The following is a 22,431-nucleotide window of genomic DNA, read 5'->3' on the forward strand; positions in this document are numbered from 1 at the left end:
ATTACGCCTCCTTCAATTCAGCGTCAGTTTGCGTTGTTGGTGATTTTTCTTTGTATACCAAGCGGTACAGTGCCGGCATGATGAACAGTGACAACACGGTCGCCGCTGCCAGACCGCCGATGATGGTGGCTGCCATTTGGTCGAACAAAAGATCCGAAAGCAGCGGGATCATGCCGAGTGCGGTTGTCAGTGCACCCATCGAAATCGCCATGGTGCGGTTAACGGTGGCTTCTTTGATGGCATCCGATAATGGGCGGCCGTTCGCACGTTCCAACTCAATTTGGTCCATCAACACAATGCCGTTTTTAATGATCATGCCCGTCAGGGTGATGGCACCAATCAACGCCATAAAGCCGAATGGTTTATCAAAACCAAGCAGAGCAAAGGTGGCACCGGTAGCCGCCAAAGGCAGTGTGGCTAGAATGATGATCGGTTGCTTAAAGCCGTTAAACATTGCGACCAGAATGATCACCATGATCAGCATGGCTTTTGGTAGCTGTTTAAAGATGTCAGTAACCGCTTTGTGTTCATCGTAATATTCGCCGCCCCATTCCAAGTTGTAGCCGGCTGGCAGAGGAATCGCTTCGATTTGATCTTTCACCGCGTTGCGTACTCTTGCTGGTGTGGTTGAACGCTCAACACCTGCTTGTGCTGTGATGGTTTTGACGCGATTGCGGCGCCAGATCATGCTCTCTTCTGGTACTAGCTCAAAGCCATCAACCACTTGTCCTAGAGGCACACTGTGCATGCCAAGTAGCGAACGCACGGGCAATGTTTCTAGTGACGCCATGTTTTGAGACGTGCCACGCAGCTGAATTGGAATCAACTCGTCGTTAAGGTTCATCTGACCTAATGGCATGCCATCAGAAGCGCGTTTCAGAGCAAAGGCGATATCTGCTCGGTTAATGCCAGCTTGGCGCATCTTGTCTTGATTGATGATGGGTTTCAGCACCTTGCTTTCTTGACGCCAGTCATCACGAACATATTTGGCATCGGGATGCGTGGCAAAAATCGCTTTCGCTTGATCCGCCAGTTGGTGCAACACCGCTTCATCAGGGCCAGAGAAGCGCGCTTCTACTGCGTACTTGTCTGAGGTCGCCAGTTTTAACGCTCTAAAGCGAGGTTCTGCGTCTGGGAAAGTGTTTTGCAACCACTTGTCACCACGTTCAACAAGTTGGCTGATGCTTTCGTAATCCTTGGTGTTAATCAATATCTGCCCGTATGCAGGATCAAGCGGCTCTGGTTCTACGGTCACCGAGAAGCGCGGTGCACTTGCGCCCATGTAGCTAGAGATGCTTTCTACTTCTGGCTGCTTGAGGAGCCACTGCTCGACTTTGCGCATGTCTGCTGAGGTTTGTTCGATCTTGGCGCCATTCGGTAGCCAGTAATCAAGGAACACGATAGGGCGATCCGATTGGGGGATAAAGTTCACCGCTACGTAAGGAACGGCCACGGCAGTCACTAAAAGCAGAGGAATCAATGCTGTCAGTGCTTTGATTGGGTTATCAACTGTCCAAAACACCAACTGCTTGTAACGGCTTGGCTTTGCGTCTTCATCAACAGGTGTTGGTTTGATGAACATCCAACACATCAGCACGGTGAAGGTCATCGCTACCAACCAAGACAGAAGAAGTGAAGACGCTACGATGTAGAACACAGAACCCGCAAACTCGGCTGAGTCGGTTTTGGAGAACAGAACCGGACTTGCGCCCATGATGGCAATCACTGTTGCGCCGAGCAGAGGGACTGCGGTTTCCTTGACTGAATCAATAGCAGCACGTGTGCGTTCGATGCCTTTGCTCAGTTTTACGATCATCATGTCAGTGATCACGATGGCGTTGTCTACCAACATACCTAGAGCAAGGATGAAGGTTCCTAACGAGACTCGATGCAAATCAATGCCTGCAATGTTCATGTAGATTAGCGTGAGCAGGATAGTCAGCAATAAGCTCGAACCAACAATCGTCGCGCTCTTAAAGCCCATGAAGACCAACAGCACCACAAACACAATACCGACACTTTCAAGCAGGTTACCGACGAAGTCATCAATCGCTTTTTGCACTTCTTCAGGTTGGTAAGCCACGGTAGAAATATCAACGCCAAGCGGCAGTGTTTGTTGGTAGTTTTGGATGATGTCGCGAATCGTGTCGCCGAGCGAGACCACATTGATGCCTTCAACAGGACTGACCGCTAGCGTCACCGCAGGCTCACCATTAAATCGGCTCTCTGTTAGCGCTGGTGTTTGGTAGCCCATAGATACGTTAGCTATGTCGCCTAAGCGAATCAAGCCTGTACCTAATTCACTCACGCCGCCCTTGATGACCAAGTTACGAATATCATCTAATGATTGAAATTCACTGGTTTGAGTGATGCGGACGCGTTCGGTTCCAGCATCGAACTTGCCTGCTTCAAAGGTCATGTTCTGTGTGCTGAGTTGATTCCACACCTGCGCGACAGATAAGCCATATTGAGCCAGACGTTCGTCAGGCATATCAATGTAAACCACTCGCGGTTGCACGCCGTGTAGCTCAATCTTCTTGATGCCTTTTACGGCTTTGATTTGACGTTGCAATTCTTCTGCATAACGGCGTAATTCTTCTGGTGCAGCGTCTTGGCTATGGATGGAGAAAAGCATGCCATACACTTCAGAGAACTCATCCTGAACAATGCTAATTTGCGCTGTAGACGGCAGTTGCAGTTTTACGTCGTCGACTTTGCGGCGCAGTAAATCCCATTGTTGCGGAAGCGCTTTGGAATTGAGGCTCTCTTTCAAGTCGACAAATACCATCGACATCCCCGGACGAGACAATGAGCGCAGGCGATTCAACTCTGCCATTTCTTGCAGTTTGGTCTCAATGGTATCGGTGACTTGTTGCTCTACTTCTTGTGCTGATGCACCCGGATACAAGGTGACGACGACCGCGGTTTTAACCGTGAAACTTGGGTCTTCCAACTTGCCTAAATCGAAGTAAGAATACAGCCCTGCCACCACACTTAAGGCGATAAAGAACAACACGAAAGTGCGCTGTCTTATCGCGAATTCAGCTAAATTGATCATGGTTCGAACCTATAGCGTTTTGATGGTTAAATTCGGCGTGTTGTCGCCAGCTTGCAGATAATGGGTGCCGCTAATGACCACATAATCACCTTGATTGAAAGCACCAGAGACACAGGCTTGATGAGAATCGATGGACTGCAATTTCACTGGCTCGGTGTGTACGATAGCGTCACGAACTACATTGACGTGTAGCGTTTTCTTTTCACCTAAAATCGCAGAATACGGGAAGCAATGATTGGATTGGTCTGGTTGGAATGAGGTCGTTACCGTTACGGCTTTGCCATTGAACAGTTCGTCAGAAATCGAATCGATAGCGAGGGTGACAGGGTAAGTTTGTTTGATGAGATGCTTTTTAGGCGCGATTTCAGCGACGTTCGCACGGTATGTTTGCTCTGAACCATACCAAGACAGTGCCGCTGTTTGCCCAAGAGTGAACTGACGAATCATGTTTTCAGGCACATCGATATCCACTTCCCACTGACCGTCTTGTTGAAGGGTGGCGACGCTTACGCCCGGCAATGTCTGCTCGAATGCATCGATTCGTACCTCACCAATGCTGCCAGAAAATGGCGCACGCAGCGTGGTGTAAGCCAAGGCATCTTCTGCGCGTTGAATATTCTTCTCTACCACTTTAACCGCAGACAAACTACGCTCATAACCGCTGATGGCTCGATCCAAACTCACACTGGCAATCGCGTCATCATCGGTGGCTTGTTTTACGCGTCTTAGCTCAGCCTTTGCCAGTTTATGCGCAGACTTCGCTTCCAGCATACGTGCTTGCAATTCTTCTAATGAGACTTGGTAATCGTGTGGATCAAGCGTAGCAATGATCTGTCCTTTCTCGACATGATCGCCTTTCTTCACCAAAACGCGGTCAACCGTGCCAGGAACGCGAAAAGAAAGGGATGCGGTCTCTTTTGCTTGAACAATGCCACTAAACGATTTGTTCAATGCCGCGTTTTCACCCGTGACTTCAACAACTTGAATTGGACGAGGGGACTCTGGTTCGGTGAACGTGTTTTGGCTTTGATTACAGCCAAACAGTGCCAATGTTGCGGCACCTAATGCAGTAGTTTTGAATAGACGATTCATACGATGGCTCCATAATTTTGGTGCCATCATACAATTGTACAATGTTCAGATAATCACTCGACAATGAGACTCACTGTCTCAAAAAACGAGACAATGTATTCAGCTAAACGAGTTTTGGGACTTCTTTAATGAGGTGATCAATAAGTAGGCGGCTCGCCTGACTCAATGTCTTTGGCTGCGGGTAAAGCAACCACCCCGATTCTTCAGTGACAGAATATTGTGACAATAGCTGCACCAAGCTACCGGATTCCAACTCTCGCTTCACCAGTAGTTTGGGCATAAAGGTGATGCCACGATCTAAAATCGTCGCGTTCTTAATAAAGCCAATGTTGTTGGAAATGAGCTTCGGATGCAGTTGTACACTTTGCTCTTGGAAGTGCCAGACATTGTCTACCTCGCCATTTGGCCAACGAAAACAGACACACTGGTGTTCCTTCAGTTGTTCTAGGTTCTCTGGTATGCCGTGTGTTTCAAGGTAATTGGGAGAAGCGACTAAACAACGGTCGAGTGTCAAAAGCTTACGGGCAACGATGTCGGAATCAAATAGAGCACCACCATGGAAAGCGATGTCCAAGCCTTGTTGGAACATGTCACTAAAGCCATTGTTGATGTTGCGAATATCCAACTCAACATGTGGGTATTTATCGTGGAAGTTAAACAGAATTGGGCGAACCAGTTCATCGGTTTCCGGCAATAACCCAAGTTTGATGCGGCCGCGAACTTCATTGGTGTCGTTGCTGACTTGTTCGTTCGCCGAATCGAGCATCGTCAGCGCTTTTTGCAAGTTTTCGTAATAGGCTTCGCCGTTATTGGTTAGCGATAAACTGCGTGTGGTGCGATGGAATAACTGAGCGCTTAAGGATTGCTCTAATTCGCCAATTCGTCGACTCACATTCGCGCGCGGCAGATCCAATGCGTTTGCCGCGGCGGTAAAGCTTCCTAGCTCGACCACTTTAATGAAGAGTTTAAGATCGTCGATTTTCACACTGGCGCTCCATGCTTATTGAACACTGTACTAAACCGTGACACTCTAAAGCATCATAACGTTATGCACAAAATATAACGTGACTTTTGATAACAGATACTTTTTTAAAAAGAGAAATAGGGAATTAATGTGCTGAGAGTCATTCAACGTCGTCGAATCAAGAAGGTCATTAAGTTGCTTTCTGCCAGATTGATTAAGGGCTATGGAAGTCGCGAGTATTTCTCTATCGGACAAGTGCAAAGCAGCACAAGCGAGTTGAGCAAGCGCCAACAAGAAATCGCTTTGGCCCTGTATGCCGATCCTCAAGAACTGAGCGAAGAAGTTAGAACTGAGCTTACTTCCTTGCGTGCCGATGTCTCGAATGACTTTTTCGATGGTTGTGATTACACGGCGCAAGACGTGCTGAATCTACTTGGTTCGGGTGGCTGGAAAGGCGGTCGTATGGACGATGACATGTCGCACCGATTCGGAATGAATAGCCGATACTAAACAGGGTTGTATTAGGGAACGAATCACGATGAAGCAACTGGATCTCAACTTACTTCGCATCTTTCTGGTGTTACTCGAAACTAAGAACACGCGTATTGCGGGTGACCAATTAGCGTTGAGTCAACCCGCCGTCAGCAAAGCGTTGGGAAGGCTGCGTGATTACTTTGATGATGAGTTGTTTACTCGTGTTCACTCTGGCTTAAAGCCAACGCCTCGTGCACTTGAGTTGGGTGACAAGCTGCCGATGATCATGGAGAGTTTGGATGAGGTGATTCTAGACTCGCCAACGTTTGGGCCTGCCGATTACCAAGGTAACATTACCATTGCGATTAATGGCTTTATCTCCAACTGGCTCGGTGCACGCTTGTGCCTCGCGGTGATTGAAGAGGCACCAAACGCACAAGTAAACATAGTGAATTGGGGTTCTCAAACACTCAAAAAACTGCTCGATGGTGAGATTCAAGCGGCCATCAACTACTCGCCAATCGACACCAATAAGCAATTTACCCACCAAGTGATTGGTGAAGATGATTTTGTTGGGTTAGTGAAAATCAACCACCCTTTGGCAGGAAAGACTCTGTCTCAAGCTGAAATCAATCAAGCAGAATACGCCAGTTTGGTGGTGCCGGGTTGGAATGATACTCAGCCCTTTATTGCCAAGCATCTTTCAAGTGAAGTGTTGAAAGTAAAAGCGCGAAGCTCCTATCTGCATACCTTACTCGATGTGGTTAAGCAGAGTGAGATCATCTTGCCTTGCTCTCGACAGCTTGCTCATTATCTGCGCGGTGAGTTTGAGTATGTCTCTTTCCCTAATCACACCCCAGATGAGCTTAAAAATATTGTGCTGGTGGAATCGCACAATAAGCGCATGCACCCGATGCATCAGTGGCTCAAACGAAAAATCATCACCACTTCTCACGCCATCATCCAAGAAAAACAATAAGCCTCTCCATCGAGAGGCTTCTTCTTAGAGGCTTCTTCTTAGAGGTTTGTTCTCAGAGGCTTGGTCTGGGGAGATTAAGCCTGTTCTGCGTTATTTTGCCGTCACGTTCGGGAAGTTGTGCATTTCTTCAATCGCTTTGGCTTTGTCACTTGGACGGTAAGCACGCAGGGCGAAGTTCCAGCCCGCATCGTTCACTTCAATTACGTTATTGGCGGCACCACAGGTCTCGCCTTTCGGTGCGAAGTGAATGGTGTAAGAGCCATCTTTGTTTGGTACAGCGGAGGTTGAGTCTGCGCTGTTGTTATCCGTCATCAACCAGCCTTTGCCTGAGTATGCCGTGATAGACCAGTAACCGCCTTTTTCATAGCTTAGTGACGGTTTATCGAAGGTGATGTCAGCACACTCAACTTTGCCAGTACCTGCTCGTGAAGAGTACACCGCGTACTCTGCTGGTAAGCCAGCCCAGCCCACAGCGGTACCAACCTTGACACTAATGGAATGACAGAAATGAATTGATGTGATTCAAATAATAACCAAACCGAATTGTAAGGTTTGATTTAACCTAAGCCTAAGTTATTGGAAGTTCGTTGCTAGTTAGTCATCACAGGCTATGCTGCTTACGATATTGCAAAGGCGTTGTGCCATTGGTGCGTTTGAACTGGCGGATAAAGGAATCGGCAGAGGCGTAGCAAAGCATGTCTGCAATTGTGCCTATTGGGTATTCACTACTGATGAGTAGCTTTTTGCTCTCAGAGTCTCGAACTGCATTCACGATATCGCGGTAGGTGAGTCCATTTTTATTCAATAAGTTTTGCAGTGTTCTCGGATGTATACCCAACATTTTACTGACCAAGGTTTTGCTGATATCGCCAAGAGGGAACAACAGCAGAATGGAGTTGGTTGTGATTTCGAGCAGGGTGTTGTGATGTTGAAGGCCGTGAGAAATCTTGCGCCGCATTTGGTAGGTAATGGCCATCTCCAAGCTGGGCTTTTCTGCGAGCAGTGTTTTTGGAAACTCAAAACCATCGAACTGGCTACCCAATATCACCTTACATCCGAAGAAGTGTTCGAGCCGTTCAATCTGAGTTTGTTGTTGTGATCCCGATTCGCCTTGGTAGCGAGCTTTAAAGTGGACTTGATGTAACTTTAGCCGATCACCCAACACCATTTTAAAAGTTGTAATGATGCCACCGATGGAGAGTAGAGCGTGCTGGCTGGTGTCTACCTCGGTTTCAAACAAGAATTGAGTAAGGTGGCGGGCAATGTCGTCACGAATATTGAGTTGATGGCGTGATGCACGTTGTTGATAGCGGTAAAGACCAAACAGAACAGGATAGATATTCGCGAGTGATTCCTGATTGGCAATCAATAACATGGCGATATCCAAAGACTGGTAATCAATTAAGGTGCTCAGTTCTAGAGCGAATAGTGGGTCTTGAGTTTCGTTGGCTGCTAAGTTCAGAAGTTCAGCAAACTGCTGGTGGCTAAGTTCTTGGTTTTCATCATGCAAGGTTGAGATCTGAATGTTGAGTTGTGAAGTCAATATCTGCGGCTCAATACCATATCTTCTGCACAATTCAGGAAAGGCCGATAGATATAACGCGCTCAATCGATATTCGTTTTTCACTAAAATATTCTCAAAATGTCAATTTTCAATCGTAGCTTGTTTTTATACTGCGTCACATTGAGTTGGTCAAGATATGGCTGACTTCACCTTCATCATCCTGATTTCGCCTGAAACGACGAGTAGAGAATAGACATGAAAAAAGTAGCGAAAACCCTTATCTCTGGTTTGATATTTGCGGCTCTAACCGGCACCGCTTACGCGCAAAGCAACATCAAGATTGAGAACATGCACACCCGCTCTGGTGATTTTGCTTTTGAAACCAGCGTGCTTAACGGCATTCCAACAGAGGAAAGCTCCAAGAAATTGTTTAACTTGATGGATTTTCAACGTTCGACGCAAGCTTACATCTGGTCTATTCCGCTGACGTCTAGCTACGCGTGGAAAGCAGCGTATGAAAAAATGGGCTCAGAAGATGGCCAAATTACGTATGTAGAATCGCACCAATCGAAGTTGGGCGGTCTGACTTACAACACCTCAACGCCGTATGCGATTACGTGGTTCAACGTAGAAAAAGAACCAGTCGTGGTAAACATTCCGACCGATGAACTGCGTGGTGCTGTGCATACCATGTGGCAGATTGGCATTGCACAAATGACCAAACCAGGCACATACGTGATAAAAGCAAAGGGCAGCGAAACGCCGAAGAACCTACCAAAAGATGCGGTGGTACTTGAATCGGATACTAACTATGTCTTCTTTGGTGTGCGCTTAATGGCGAAAACAGAGAAACAACGCATGACGGACTTGGAGTCGATGTCAATCACGCATCTGGATGGCAAACCACTCAGCGATCGAGGTGTTAACTTCCCGAAAAAAGGTCTCGATGCGAAACACCCACGTGGTATGGAGTTTTGGCAAGTGCTCAACGAAGCCATTCAAACAGAACCTGTTGCAGAGCGCGATCGCATGATGCATGACATGTTGCGTCCATTGGGTATTGAGAAGGGTAAACCTTTCGAACCAAATGCCGAACAAGTGAAGATCATGCAAGAAGCGGTAGTGCTTGGTGAGGCCATGACTAAGAATATCGACTTCAACAAAACGGGGCGTTTACATCAATCAGAATATGGGCCTGAAGGGAACCGTTGGGAAGTTGCAACAGCATCAACACCAAACCAAGATCGAGCTTATGGCATGGATCTCGATGGTCGCGCTGCATGGTTTTATGAAGCGGTGACGAACGATATTGCGATGCATGGTTTTGAAAATGGTGGCTGGGGTCAGATTTACCTTGATAACTACCGTGATGGCGAAGGCTATGGCCTAAATGGTAGCAATCACTACACACTGACTTTAGATGGCGATGTGAATTACGCCGATTTGTTCTGGACCATTACGGTGTACAACGTGGAAAACCGCGCCATCATCGATAACGACATTCAACGTGCCGATGTGGGCTCAAACGTTCCGGGCACAGTAAAAGACGCGGATGGTAACTACACTTTCCACTTCTCGCCAACCAAGCCAGAAGGTGTGAATGAAGCGAACTGGGTACAAACTCGACCAGATGAAAACTGGTTTGTGTACTTCCGTGCTTACTCACCAAGCAAAGCGTTTGTGGAGCAAAAGCCAGAAACGATTCTGCCAAACTTTAAACACGTGAAATAAACCAAAAGCCACCATGATGAAGTTCTTCATGGTGGCTTGTTATTAGTTAGCTATTCTCTTCACCAAGTAGAAATGCTTTTTACCTCGTTGAAGCAACCAGTATTGATCGAACAACGGGAAGTTCAAACTTGGGTTTTCTGCATCAATTTTCTCGCCGTTCACACTGATGGCGTTGTTGCCAATCAGCTCACGAGCAATGCGTTTTGAGTTGGCTAAGCCCGATTCAACCAGTAGTTCTACCAAGTCTTGCTCAGCACTTTGCATGCTCGGTAAGCCATCGAGTTCCAACTGCTTTAGCTCGCTCAAACTTAGTTGCTGCACATTGCCGCTAAATAGCGCTTGAGTGATTCGCTCCGCACTTGCTAAGCCTTCTTCACCATGGACAAAACGCGTCATTTGCTCTGCTAAGATACGCTGTGCTTGTGGTTTGCCTTTGCTCTCTTTGTCTTGTGCTTCAATCGCAGCAATCTCATCGCAACTCAAGAAGGTGTAGTAGCGCAGGAAGTGGTAAACATCGGCATCTTCCGCAGACAACCAGAATTGGTAGAAAGCGTAAGGTGAGGTCTTACTTGGATCTAACCACACAGCGCCGCCTTCGGTTTTACCAAATTTAGTGCCGTCAGATTTGGTGATCAAAGGTAGGGTTAGACCGAAGACCTGCTCACCATTTTGACGGCGAGTAAGGTCAATGCCGCTAACAATGTTGCCCCATTGGTCATTGCCACCGATTTGTAGGCGGCAACCGTACTGACGGTTTAGTTCTGCGAAGTCGTAAGATTGCAGCAGTGCGTAACTGAACTCGGTAAATGAGATGCCTTGATCTGGACGTTGTAAGCGTTGCTTCACCGACTCTCGGCTGATCATGGTGTTCACGGAGAAATGCTTACCTACGTCGCGGAAGAAGTCGATCACGTTAATCTGCTTCACCCAATCCGCATTGTTTACCATGATCATTGGCTTGCTGACTTGGTTATTCATCAACTGTTGAATTTGATTCGACAGATCTTGTACCCAACCCGTTACGGTCTCTTCTGAGTTTAAGCTTCGCTCTGTGGCTTTAAAGCTCGGGTCACCAATCATACCGGTCGCACCACCAATCAGAGCGATGGCTTGATGTCCTGCATCTTGAAAGCGCTTGAGCATAATCAGTGGAACAAGGTGGCCAATGTGCAAGCTACCTGCGGTTGGATCGAAACCGCAGTACAAGGTTTGTGGCTCAGATAGCAGTTGTTGAACTTGGTCTAAATCGCTCGCTTGGGCAATCAAACCGCGAGCTTGTAAATCTTCAATCAGTGTCATCGTCTTATCTTTGTCTGGTTTGGTTGTATTCAGATTAAAAGGCGATGTGGAATCGAGATATATCCCTAAAGGGACAGTTTGTTATCTTGATTGAGTGATCAGGTGGTTGAGAAACAACTGAAAGAACTCGCTCAACGACGCCACATTCAGCTGCGCGTAGATGCGTTTACGGTGATTCTTAACTGTGCCTTCTGCCACATCTAGCTGCGTTGCTATCTCTTTGCTGTCATAGCCTTGCGCGATCAATGCTGCGATTTCCTGTTCTCGTTTGGTGAGGACAGTTTCGCCAAAAGACGCCAGTGCGGATTCAATCGCTGCACGCATGTGCCCTGAATATGCGTTAGGGCTGAATACTGGTTCGGCGAGTGTAAACTCGGTCTGTTTCCAGTGTTGTTGGCACAAAGACTGAATAATCGCGAAGTAAGATTTGAGCTTGGTGACTTGAGCCTTGGTGAAGCGTTTATCGTCTTGCATAAATCCAAAGTAGAGCATCACCCAACGCGTCGATTCGATTTCGATCAGCATACTGAGTTCATCCTTCCAGCCCGTTTGATGGTAAAACTGCTCACAGTAGGCTTGGTAATCGAGATCGTTACGCGCGACGTCTTTGCCTACGACATCTTTGAGCGTAAAAATGCCTTGCTCTTTGTTGGCGTTAAGCTTCTGGTAAAACGGGTCGTTTTGAAAAGAGGTGGTGAGGTAACGCTGGAACAAAAGCTCGCGTTCATTCTCAATCGAATCATACAGATAGATAGGGTGTTTGCCTTCGCGGTAGCCAAGGATCACCGCGCAATCAAAACTCAATAACGAAGCAATAACGCGCATGAGTTTAGGCGTAAAGCTTGGTGAGTTAAGGGCAGAAATTGTTTCTGCAAGTTGAGTGTTGAATGCGTCGTTAGGCATGGGAATTCGAGCGTGCGATAAAGGTTGAGATAAGCATAACGCAACAGACTGATATCCCAAAGTGATCAAAAAGGGGAGCGTTGTGCTCCCCATCAATAAATCCTTGTCACTAAGCGATTACTGCGAATCGGTCAGCTCTTTGTTGACCCAGTATTTCGAACCAGAAACGTTCGCATCAACCAACAAGCCTGTGGTGTTTAACTGATATACCGCTACGCCGCTGTTGAATTGGGCTGTCATTTCTTCGCCATCCTCACCCGCAACTAAAGAGGCTTCGCTTGATGCTTCCCAACCTTCTTCGACAAAAGTGTTGAAGTCTTTTTCATGTTCGAACAACACCACTTGTTGGTAGAACTTACCGCCAACACCAAGGGCAACACCCGCGCCAAACATATTCATGTAAGTGCGCTTATCCGTCGATTTGTTCACTGCAACACCGGAGCCTGAGTTGGTGTGGAACATCAGCGACAGTTTACGTGAATCAAACACGGCATAACCGTAAGCTTTGTCGTAAAGATCTTTCGCTTCTGGTTTCTCGTTGAAGAGTTTTAGTAAAGTGCTATCCGCCATTAAATCAATCGCTTGGCGTGCTTCTTCTGGCGTATCGCCTTCCATCAATTCATCGATTTTCTTATCGGCGTCGTCGATCCACTTTTTACTGGTCTCAATGCTGGCGTCGGTCCATTCACCAGCGGTGTTGATCGCATCTTCAGACCAGTTAGTGAAATCTTGCCAAGCTTGTTTAGAGAACGCCTTGGTGTCATCCCAAGTGTCTTTTGCAGTATCAGAGACGGCGTCACCAAGGTCTGAGAGACTGTTAGAAATGTCGTCCCAGTCCGCATAAGCCGGAGAGGCGAGTAGCGTTAAAGCGGTAACAAGTGCAAGTGGCTTTTTCATAGGTCCATTCTTTTATGAAATCAGATTCTTTCATTCTAGGTGAAAAATCTCAGAGGGGAAATTAGCACGCCGTTTAGGTTGGGATTGTCGTCACGAACTCACAGAGCTTTGACATGATAGACAAAGAAAAAGCCCTCAAACCGAGGCTTGAGGGCTTAGCATTGCGAGTTGGAAACGAGCGTATTACTTGCTCACTTTACCTAGCTTCAACCATGTATCGATAACCGTATCTGGGTTCAATGACACAGAGCTGATGCCTTGTTCCATCAACCATTCCGCTAGGTCATCGTGGTCTGATGGGCCTTGGCCACAGATACCGACGTATTTGCCTGCTTTGGTTGCCGCATCAATGGCCATTTGCAGCATGGCTTTCACTGCTGGGTTACGCTCATCGAATAGGTGTGCAACATCGCCAGAGTCACGATCCAGACCAAGTGTAAGCTGAGTCATGTCGTTTGAGCCGATAGAGAAACCATCGAAGTACTTCAAGAACTCTTCAGCAAGTACTGCGTTTGACGGTAGCTCACACATCATGATGACTTTCAGACCTTGGTCGCCGCGGCGTAGGTCGAACTTAGCTAGTAGGTCGATAACCGATGCCGCTTCGCTTGGTGTACGTACGAATGGGATCATGATTTCAACGTTCTTCAGACCCATCTCGTTACGAACGCGTTTGATTGCTTGAGTTTCTAGCTCGAAACAGTCTTCAAACACTGGAGAAATGTAGCGAGACGCACCACGGAAGCCCAGCATTGGGTTCTCTTCATGCGGTTCGTAACCTTTACCACCAACTAAGTTGCTGTACTCGTTCGATTTGAAGTCAGACATACGCACGATCACGCGTTTTGGCCAGAATGCCGACGCGATAGTCGCGATGCCTTCGGTTAGCTTGCTAACGTAGAAATCGATTGGATCGTTGTAACCACGAATACGCTCAGTGATTTCCGCTTTTAGCTCATCGCTCTGCGCATCGAAGTTCAGTAGTGCTTTCGGGTGAATACCAATCATCTTGTTGATGATGAATTCAAGACGCGCAAGACCCACACCTTCGTTCGGGATTTGAGCGAAGTCGAACGCACGGTCTGGGTTACCCACGTTCATCATGACTTTGGTTGGAAGCAGTGGAAGCTCATCGACCGCAGAGCGTTTGATTTCGAAATCCAGCTCGCCTTGGTAAACGTAGCCCGTTTCACCTTCTGCACAAGACACAGTCACTGTCTCGCCGTCTGTTAGCTTGCTGGTGGCGTCACCACAACCAACGATTGCAGGAATACCTAGCTCACGTGCGATGATGGCTGCGTGACAAGTACGACCGCCACGGTTCGTGACAATCGCAGACGCCTTCTTCATTACTGGTTCCCAATCTGGGTCAGTCATGTCTGTCACCAGCACATCACCATCTTGCACCAATGACATTTGGTCTAGAGAGTCGACTAAGCGCACTGGGCCTTTGCCGATACGTTGACCAATCGCACGACCTTCAACCAAAACATCTGCTTTGTTGCTTAGCTCGTAACGCTCAATCACGTTTTGCTCGCTTTGAGAACATACTGTCTCTGGGCGTGCCTGTACGATGTAAAGCTTGCCGTCGATGCCATCTTTTGCCCACTCAATATCCATAGGACGTTTGTAGTGCTTTTCGATGATCATCGCTTGTTTGGCTAGCTCTTTGATCTCTTCATCATTCAGAGAGAAGGCGTTGCGCTCTTCTACTGAAGTATCGATGATCTCAACTTGCTTACCGATCTCTTGACGGTCTGAGTAGATCATTTTGATCTGCTTAGAGCCAAAGGTCTTCTTAACAATTGGGTGTTGACCCGCTTCTAGCATTGGTTTGTGAACGTAGAATTCATCAGGGTTAACCGCTCCCTGAACCACCATTTCACCCAAGCCCCAAGAAGAGGTGATGAATACGACTTGGTCGAAGCCAGATTCCGTATCGAGGGTGAACATAACGCCAGAAGAGGCTTTGTCCGAGCGCACCATGCGTTGAATACCTGCCGATAGCGAAATGCCGCGGTGGTTAAAGCCTTGGTGTACACGGTATGAAATTGCACGGTCATTGAACAAAGAAGTGTAAACGTGTTTGGTCGCTTCTAGTACTGCATCAATGCCTTTTACGTTTAGGAACGTCTCTTGCTGACCAGCAAATGACGCATCCGGTAGATCCTCTGCAGTTGCAGAAGAGCGAACGGCAACAGAAATCTCAGGATGATTGTCTGTCAGTTCTTTGTAGTTATCGCGGATGTCTTGTTCAAGATCCGCAGGGAATGGCGCTTCTAATACCCATTGACGGATCTTTGCACCTGTCTCACGCAGTGCTTCTACATCCTCAACGTCTAGTTCATCAAGTAGTTGGTGAATACGTTCATCCAAACCTTCGTGGTCTAGGAATTGATTAAACGCATAAGAGGTGGTCGCAAAACCGTTTGGTACTGATACGCCAACATTGGCTAGGTTAGAAACCATTTCGCCAAGTGAAGCATTTTTACCGCCGACTTTGTCGACATCATCCATGGATAGGCCATTGAACCAGAGGGTGTTCTTTTGCATGTCTTTCTCCAGAAACATTGCAGCAATTGTAGGGGGACTTAAAGGCAAACGATTACGTATTGGCTGAAAAAAATTCTCAAGGAATTTTCAAAGCTGTGGGGAACGTAATTGCAAGCCAAATTGATTTATTAATATTATGTAAACCATCCTACTCAAATGAATTTGAAAAAATAAACAAAAATGCAAATAAATAGCCAAAGTCGTGATGTATTCTATGTTTCTGACGGAACTGCCATAACATGTGAGACATTAGGGCATGTTGTTCTGGGTCAGTTTCCCTTCATTGCTAATGAAAAAACCTTTCCTTTTGTCGAAACGCCAGACAAAGTTGCCGATGTTATTAAAGAAATTGAAATTTCCTACCAGCGAGAAGGCGTTAAACCATTGGTATTCTTCTCAATTGTGGTACCAGAACTTCGTGAATTGCTTCGCAAAGCACCTGCAAATTGTTATGACGTGTTAGAGAGCATTGTGCAGAAAGTAGGAGACGACATTCAAATGAAGCCACAACCAAAGCTGCAACGTTCACGCAGTGTTGGTAAAGATTCTGATACTTATTTCGACCGAATCGCTGCGATTGAATACACGCTGGCTCATGATGATGGCATCACTTTAAAAGGCTTAGAAGAGGCCGATATTATTTTGCTGGGTGTGTCGAGAAGTGGTAAAACGCCCACCAGTCTATACATGGCGATGCAATTTGGTATGCGCGTAGTGAATTACCCGTTTATCGCCGAAGACGTCAAGATGATGCGTTTATTGCCGGAGTTCGAAATCCATCGTCATAAACTGTTTGGTTTAACCATCAACCCTGAACGGTTGAATGAAATCCGCGAGAACCGCTTATCAGGCAGCGAATACGCCAGCACTGAGCAGTGTAAGTTGGAGCTTGATACGGTAGAAGCGCTGTTCAGAAGAGAAGCAATTCCTTACATCAACACGTCATCGCTGTCGGTGGAAGAAATCACCACGCGTATATTAGAAAGAGCAGGAATGAAACGTCGCCTATTTTAAGGACATTTCCAGATATTACTTGAGTACAGAACTTAACAAGGTGCCGATAGCCAATATCGGCACCTTGTTTTCTTATGGGTGTGTCTTTTTATGGAGATCTTGTCTCAATTCGTAGCGTTGATGCTAAGTAAGCCGAGAGCCTTAACGGGTTTTGATCATTTGTGGTTTGCCTGCAATGAAAGCGATGCCAGTCCATACCAAGGAAATCGCGAATAGGAAAATCAAAGGCTCTTGCCAAGAATGAAAGGATTCATGCAAAAAGCCGAAAATCATCGGGCCGGTGGCGGCAAATAAATACCCGCCACCAAGACTAAACCCGATCGCAATGACCCACACCACAGCAAGCTGAGGCAATAGCATTAACCCGATAAGCCCCAATGCAGCACAAGCTGAAATCATGCTGCTTAAACCGCGTTTGTCTTTCATTCTGGCCATAAGAGGGATAAGAACCAAAGCAGGAACAGCAGTGGCAAGTTGAAGCACCCCATGTAAGACGCCGGCTTCATTTTCTGAATAACCTTTTTCAAGCAATATGCTTGGTAACCAGCTTACGAAGATGTACATCATAAAAGAATTAAGCGCGAGGTAAGCCGTGACCTGCCATGCTGCAAGTGTGCGCCAAAGGTATTGATGGCCTTCCAATGTGGTGGTATCTGCCGTTGGTCGAGTATGTTGGTGTACTTGCGGTAGCCACAGCACAATCGCAAGAACTGGGAAAATCAAGACGCTAGCCAATGACAATCCCCAGTGTGGGATTTGGTCAATATGCCATTTGGTTGCCCAATCCATGATCGGATACGCTGCGCTTGCGCTGAATGTTGATGCGACGCCCATCATCAAGACATACATAGAGGTGAGTGTCGTGACCTTATGAGGAAAATCTCTTTTCAGTAGGCTGGGTAAAAGTACATTCCCAAAAGCAATGCCAATGCCAATCAACAGAGTGCCAAGGTAAAGCATAGTAACTGCCCCAAGTGAGCGTAGGATAATCCCGAAAGAGATAACCACGAGCGCAAACATCAATGCTGGTTCTAGCCCTACTTTACGCGCAACGCCTGACGACACTGGAGAAAATACTGCAAAGGCGATCAAAGGCAAGGTTGTAATAAAACCAGCGAAAGTGGGGGAAAGTCCTAAGTCTTTAGAGATGAAATCAAGAATGGGACCAACCCAGGTGATTGGTGCTCTTAGCGTGCTCGCGATAAGCATAATGCCAAGAATCAGGAGCAGAGGATGATTGAGCTTTACTTTATTTTTATGTGACAAAACGTCGCCTCCTAGATAGTGGCGTCATAGTACGTCTTCGATTAGAATCTGAATTTATTGATATTGACATATTATTGCTAAAAACAGACAAATATGGCGAACCCTCTTCCTAGCTCTTATTTTGACTCCGATGACTATCACCAAAAAGTGGTTGCGCTACGGATGCATGAAATCGAGCAAGATGAAGTGCCTTACCATCAGCATCGCAAGGGGCAATTGATCATGCCTTTGACCGGATTTGTAAAGAGTCAGATAGAAGATGCGATTTGGATGGTGCCAAATCATTGCGCGGTGTGGATTCCGAGCCACATTCCCCACAATAATGATATTGCGGCAAATACTGATATTTGCATGCTGTTTGTCGATCCGGTTATTCAAGGTTTACCCAATAAAACGTGCACCTTATCGGTTTCTCCTTTATTGCGAGAGTTAGTCATAAAGCTTGCCAGCGAAGAGAAAGATTATGATGAAGCAGGACGAGTTGGGCGTTTAGCTCAAGTTTTAATCGATGAACTTATTAGCATGCCGACAGAGCGGTTTGATTTTCCAATTCCGAGAGAGTCGAGACTCAATAAATTAGCGTATTGGATGATTGATGATCCGAACAATCAAATACACATTGGTCAATGGGCGAAATCATTGGCGATGAGCGAGCGCACTTTAGCAAGGTTGGTTCAACAAGAATTGAGTATGACGTTTGGCCAATGGCGAGCGCAATTACATGCGATTGTCGCGATACAAAAACTGTCGAAAGGAGAAAGTGTTCAGCGAATTTCCGAAGATTTAGGCTATGAGTCGGTTAGTGCGTTCATCACTTTTTTCAAAAAATTATTAGGTAAACCTCCTGCTCAATATATGAAAGATTTCCGTTGATGTCAGAGAGCAATTCATATCAACGAGATAGTGAGTAAGCCTTGAGGAGGCATAGTATTCGCCTCCTCATTGGTTGCCGATTATGTCATGCTTCTATTGACCTTTTACTTAGGTGATCAGTAAAACTCAAACATCTTTTGCACGGCTTGATAATCTTTAGTTTGTGTCAGAGACAACATCAATAAAATACGAGCTTTCTGCGGGTTCAATGTACCAGATGCAACGAAGCCATATTTGTCGTCGTCTATTTCTGCGTCCAAGGTAGTAGACCCAGTAGGCGTGCGGGAACTACGAACAATCAGAATGCCGTCTTTGCTCGCTTTTTCTAACTCATCAAACACACTATGGTATAAGTTCCCATTGCCCACACCAGCACTGACAATACCATCAAACTTCGCATCAACTAACGCTTTGACTGGCAAATTAGACGCGTTGGCGTAGTTATAAACAATGCCCACTTGAGGCAGTTTATCAAGTTTAGATACGTCAAAAGTGGTTTCAGTAGTGTGTTTGCGCTCTGGACTTCTTTGATATTTCGCATCGCTGTTATGAATGTAGCCAAGTGGACCAAAGTTCGGTGATTGGAACGTGCTGACCGAAGTGGTGTTGGTCTTAGTGACATCACGGGCATCAAATATGGTGTCGTTCATTGCGACTAAAACGCCGCGGCCTTGTGAGTCTTCATCTGTTGCGGTCACAACGGCATTGTAGAGGTTCACTGGGCCGTCTGCGCTCATCGCGGTAGAAGGTCGCATCGCGCCAACAATGACGACGGGTTTGTCGCTTTTTACGGTGAGGTCAAGAAAGTAGGCTGTCTCTTCTAATGTATCCGTACCATGAGTAATGACGATACCGTCGACATCATCTTGCGCGAGCAATTCATTGACGCGCTTCGCTAATTTCAACCATACCTCGTCATTCATATCTTGAGAACCGATACTGACAACCTGCTCACCAGAGATATCTGCAATATTTGTCATGCTAGGCACCGCGTTGATCAGAGAATCTACTCCGACCTTACCAGCTGTGTAGTTGGATTCAGTGGCTGATTGTCCAGCGCCAGCAATCGTACCACCAGTCGCAAGAATCTTTATATTTGGAAGATCTGACTGAGCAAATGATAAAGAGCTGAAGCACAAACCAAGTGTTATCGCACTGAGGCGGAAAAGATTTTTCTTCATAGGGATCACCTGTTTTTGGGTTAGATGTTGGGGGAAGCGTTATCTATCCTAAAAACAGTACGGTAGATTTTTTGAGCACAACCTCACCAATTTACAGATAAAAATAGTGATCAACCAAGCACTTAAAGAATATCAAATCAGATGGTTAACGTAATCGACGTGCTTGATTAACAAGTGAGCCTTTCCAGTAATCTGGTCAACAATTGATTAATCGTAATTGATTTATTAGTAAATAAAGAAGCGCCATTGTACCACTGGTCGGGAACAGGAAGTGGTAGGGCAGTTCCGCCTAACCAAAGTTCCGTGTAGTTCTAATGGTCTGTGCTTCAGTTTAATACAGGTTGAAGTTTTTGCAACTGGGATGACTGGCTTGATTGTACGTACTCAAGGAAGTCTTGTTTTGGTATAGGCTTTGAAAAGTAGAACCCCTGAATGTTATAGAACCCAAGCTCATGTAACACTCTCAGTTGAGAAGGATCTTCCACACCTTCGACTATGACCGACATATTTAAGGTTTGCGAAAGGGTATGAATGGCTTCGAGCAAAGGCTGGATGGTATGTCCGTTACTCAAGTTGTTCACAAAGACACGATCGATTTTTATGATATCAAATGGGTACTGAGTGATGAAATCTAAGCCTGAGTAACCGGTACCAAAATCATCAACAGCAATACGGATACCTAGCCTTGATAGGCGGTCCAAGTGTGCACGCAAGGTCAAGAATTCGTCATCATTGAATATAGCCTCTTCGGTAATTTCAAACACCAAACGTTCACTAGCTAGATAGTGATACTTCAATCGAGACTCGACTTCATTAATAAAATCTCCTCGAAGTATCAAAGAGCGACTCACGTTTACACTGATATAGCGCTCACTGAACATGATTTTGTTTTCGCTGATCATGGTGATTGCATTATCTAAAACCAAGTAAGTGATTTGGTCTATCAAACCGACTTTCTCTGCCAAAGGAATAAAAATACCCGGAGAGATAAACCCTTGTACTGGATCGTTCCAACGGACTAATGATTCTCCACCAATTACAGTTCTATCTCGCTGATCGACAATTGGTTGGTAGTGCACGCTCAAATTACGGCCTTTTATAGCTTGTGTTAGCGAGAATTCTAAACTGTTTTTGGCAAACTTCTTTGATGAAAAAAACAAGTGTATAACCAAAGTACAAGCCATGCCTAAGAGCCCAATCCAGAGTTTGCTTACCAAGTATTGCCAATAAAATGGAAAGCCTATTGTTGAGTAGACGGTAAATGGTAATAGTTTGGATGTAGCTTGCTCTTGTCTAAGACCATTTTGAGTTATGGTGTTTATCGCCGTTCTATCAATGATGTCGATACGATAATGCATGTCACCAAAACTAAAGACATCGGTGACCAACACTTCCAATATTTGCTTTGGAAACACGACACTGATACCTCGCCCTTGTTGTTGAGTAAAGAAGAGAATCAAGGCTTGATTATCGGTGAGTGCCCTTTGAGTAAAAGATAAAGTGGCATGTATGTCGCTATCGCCCAAGCGATTCAATATGCTGGAATAAATACGAAAAGAGGGGCGACGTTCACTACTGGTACAAAGAGCGTTTCCATTTTGATCGAACGTCGAGATATCTTTCGCCATCCCTAAATTGAAAATGCTAGTGCGCAAGTCATGGATCAGTTCATCACATGGTTTGAGGAAATACTTGCCATCTAACAAAGGCGCTAGCTGCTGAACATTCTCACGCATTTCAGACTCGATCGCTGAAACTGCCTGTTCCGTGAGCTTTTTATGATGCTGATTTGCTAGAGGGATGAATGCCAGCATCGAGATAGTAAATGATAGAACTCCAACTACGCCCAGTTGAATATTGTTATTCCATTTCTTAGATGTCTTTTTGAGGAATTGATTGGCCACAGAAATAACTAGTGCAAACAAATAATGATATAAAATTATATTAACTGTCTCAAATTTAGGAAATGGTTAATTCAAACTGTGAGCATGATCTTATAAAATTTCGCTAAGTTGCTATTTTAAAATAAAAAATATCAAATTAATCCTCGTTGTTTATTTGAACTTAGTTCGAATGTTTATTAATTCTTTCGGTTACTTCCCTGTTTTTGTCTCGCCCATTTAGTACCAAAATATGATTTGTTTGAAATGCGGTTGAAACACTCAATTTTCGGTCGTTGATCTGACAGTTTCTTAACGAAGTGTTTCAAGACTTCGTTTACTTTACCCAAGGCAAACGTTTTCGTTAGTTAGCATTCCACTATTAAGAGGTTAGAGAAATGATCGCGAAAATTTACTCTGTTAAAGTGACTTGTCCGTGCTGTGGTGAGCTGCATACTCAACAATCGAAAGATTGGTTTATTGACCGAACTACACCGTTCTTAGTTGGGGAGGGATATGACTTCCACTGCGGCTGTGGGCAGGAAGTTGAATTTTCTTTTTTGGCTCAACAACACGGTTCGATTGTCAGGCCGATGAGTGATTTAGGTATTTGATACAAGAAACCTACAAGCATTCTTTTCTGCAACACTGGTTCGATGTATCTAACGATAAATAAGTTAAAAAAAAGCGGCTTTACCCCGGAAAAGATAAAAAGCCGCTTGCTAATATAACCAAGTACTTAATGTGACTTGGATATAGACGT

Annotated in this window: 17 protein-coding genes and 1 pseudogene; 6 read left to right on the forward strand and 12 right to left on the reverse strand. The window is 45.7% G+C overall.

Annotated elements, in window-relative coordinates; genetic code table 11:
• Position 1: 1 nt before the first annotated feature.
• The 3 genes from C1S74_RS19710 to C1S74_RS19720 form a co-directional block, all read right to left on the reverse strand.
• Positions 2 to 3,058 (reverse strand): efflux RND transporter permease subunit, encoded by a 3,057-nt coding sequence (locus tag C1S74_RS19710; RefSeq protein ID WP_045397127.1) that lies wholly within the window; start codon positions 3,056 to 3,058, stop codon positions 2 to 4.
• A 9-nt stretch (positions 3,059 to 3,067) separates the two neighbouring features.
• Positions 3,068 to 4,150, reverse strand: a complete 1,083-nt coding sequence (locus C1S74_RS19715) for an efflux RND transporter periplasmic adaptor subunit (protein ID WP_045397128.1) — start codon at positions 4,148 to 4,150, stop codon at positions 3,068 to 3,070.
• 103 nt (positions 4,151 to 4,253) lie between these two features.
• Entirely contained in the window at positions 4,254 to 5,135 is an 882-nt protein-coding gene (locus tag C1S74_RS19720) for a LysR family transcriptional regulator (RefSeq protein WP_045397130.1), read from the reverse strand.
• 129 nt (positions 5,136 to 5,264) lie between these two features.
• Between C1S74_RS19720 and C1S74_RS19725 the strand changes: the two genes are divergently transcribed.
• Together C1S74_RS19725 and C1S74_RS19730 are read left to right on the forward strand one after the other, a co-directional pair.
• Positions 5,265 to 5,624 carry a DUF6559 family protein gene (locus tag C1S74_RS19725; protein ID WP_045397133.1) on the forward strand — a complete coding sequence of 120 codons (360 nt, stop codon included), beginning with the start codon at positions 5,265 to 5,267 and terminating at the stop codon, positions 5,622 to 5,624.
• Positions 5,625 to 5,652: 28 nt separating this feature from the next.
• Positions 5,653 to 6,567: a LysR family transcriptional regulator gene (locus C1S74_RS19730; RefSeq protein WP_045397136.1), complete on the forward strand. Its 915-nt coding sequence runs from the start codon at positions 5,653 to 5,655 to the stop codon at positions 6,565 to 6,567.
• Positions 6,568 to 6,657: 90 nt separating this feature from the next.
• On the opposite strand, the pseudogene C1S74_RS19735 reads toward C1S74_RS19730, so the two are convergent.
• Positions 6,658 to 7,050 (reverse strand): annotated as a pseudogene (locus C1S74_RS19735) (DUF1214 domain-containing protein); the annotation flags it as partial.
• A 118-nt stretch (positions 7,051 to 7,168) separates the two neighbouring features.
• Positions 7,169 to 8,194 (reverse strand): AraC family transcriptional regulator, encoded by a 1,026-nt coding sequence (locus C1S74_RS19740; protein ID WP_045397137.1) that lies wholly within the window; start codon positions 8,192 to 8,194, stop codon positions 7,169 to 7,171.
• A 132-nt stretch (positions 8,195 to 8,326) separates the two neighbouring features.
• Between C1S74_RS19740 and C1S74_RS19745 the strand changes: the two genes are divergently transcribed.
• Positions 8,327 to 9,802 carry a DUF1214 domain-containing protein gene (locus C1S74_RS19745; RefSeq protein WP_045397139.1) on the forward strand — a complete coding sequence of 492 codons (1,476 nt, stop codon included), beginning with the start codon at positions 8,327 to 8,329 and terminating at the stop codon, positions 9,800 to 9,802.
• 42 nt (positions 9,803 to 9,844) lie between these two features.
• Here C1S74_RS19745 and tyrS read toward each other — a convergent pair whose 3' ends face one another.
• The 4 genes from tyrS to ppsA form a co-directional block, all read right to left on the reverse strand.
• A complete protein-coding gene (tyrS, locus tag C1S74_RS19750) occupies positions 9,845 to 11,101 on the reverse strand; it encodes a tyrosine--tRNA ligase (RefSeq protein WP_045397140.1) in 1,257 nt (418 codons plus the stop codon).
• 81 nt (positions 11,102 to 11,182) lie between these two features.
• Positions 11,183 to 12,004 (reverse strand): helix-turn-helix domain-containing protein, encoded by an 822-nt coding sequence (locus C1S74_RS19755; protein WP_045397142.1) that lies wholly within the window; start codon positions 12,002 to 12,004, stop codon positions 11,183 to 11,185.
• Positions 12,005 to 12,121: 117 nt separating this feature from the next.
• Positions 12,122 to 12,901, reverse strand: coding sequence for a lipid-binding SYLF domain-containing protein (locus C1S74_RS19760; RefSeq protein WP_039975510.1), 780 nt, complete (start codon positions 12,899 to 12,901; stop codon positions 12,122 to 12,124).
• Between the two features lie 183 nt (positions 12,902 to 13,084).
• Positions 13,085 to 15,454: a phosphoenolpyruvate synthase gene (gene ppsA, locus C1S74_RS19765; RefSeq protein ID WP_045397144.1), complete on the reverse strand. Its 2,370-nt coding sequence runs from the start codon at positions 15,452 to 15,454 to the stop codon at positions 13,085 to 13,087.
• A gap of 180 nt (positions 15,455 to 15,634) precedes the next feature.
• Here ppsA and ppsR point away from each other — a divergent pair, with 180 nt between their 5' ends.
• Positions 15,635 to 16,468: a posphoenolpyruvate synthetase regulatory kinase/phosphorylase PpsR gene (gene ppsR, locus C1S74_RS19770; RefSeq protein WP_038865048.1), complete on the forward strand. Its 834-nt coding sequence runs from the start codon at positions 15,635 to 15,637 to the stop codon at positions 16,466 to 16,468.
• A 141-nt stretch (positions 16,469 to 16,609) separates the two neighbouring features.
• Here the strand turns inward: ppsR and C1S74_RS19775 are convergent, their stop codons facing one another.
• A complete protein-coding gene (locus C1S74_RS19775; RefSeq protein ID WP_045397147.1) occupies positions 16,610 to 17,734 on the reverse strand; it encodes an MFS transporter in 1,125 nt (374 codons plus the stop codon).
• A gap of 93 nt (positions 17,735 to 17,827) precedes the next feature.
• On the opposite strand from C1S74_RS19775, the gene C1S74_RS19780 reads away from it, so the two are divergent.
• The gene (locus C1S74_RS19780) at positions 17,828 to 18,607 is read left to right on the forward strand and encodes an AraC family transcriptional regulator (protein ID WP_045397148.1); all 780 of its coding nucleotides are present in this window, start codon (positions 17,828 to 17,830) and stop codon (positions 18,605 to 18,607) included.
• A gap of 116 nt (positions 18,608 to 18,723) precedes the next feature.
• On the opposite strand, the gene ansB is transcribed toward C1S74_RS19780, so the two are convergent.
• Both ansB and C1S74_RS19790 read right to left on the reverse strand, forming a co-directional pair.
• Entirely contained in the window at positions 18,724 to 19,788 is a 1,065-nt protein-coding gene (ansB, locus tag C1S74_RS19785) for an L-asparaginase 2 (protein ID WP_045397150.1), read from the reverse strand.
• A gap of 326 nt (positions 19,789 to 20,114) precedes the next feature.
• A complete protein-coding gene (locus C1S74_RS19790; RefSeq protein ID WP_045397153.1) occupies positions 20,115 to 21,602 on the reverse strand; it encodes an EAL domain-containing protein in 1,488 nt (495 codons plus the stop codon).
• A 464-nt stretch (positions 21,603 to 22,066) separates the two neighbouring features.
• Between C1S74_RS19790 and C1S74_RS19795 the strand changes: the two genes are divergently transcribed.
• Positions 22,067 to 22,282, forward strand: a complete 216-nt coding sequence (locus tag C1S74_RS19795) for a hypothetical protein (RefSeq protein ID WP_080774341.1) — start codon at positions 22,067 to 22,069, stop codon at positions 22,280 to 22,282.
• Positions 22,283 to 22,431: the final 149 nt, after the last annotated feature.

The organism is Vibrio hyugaensis (assembly GCF_002906655.1).
In the GTDB taxonomy this organism is placed as follows: Bacteria; Pseudomonadota; Gammaproteobacteria; order Enterobacterales; family Vibrionaceae; genus Vibrio; species Vibrio hyugaensis.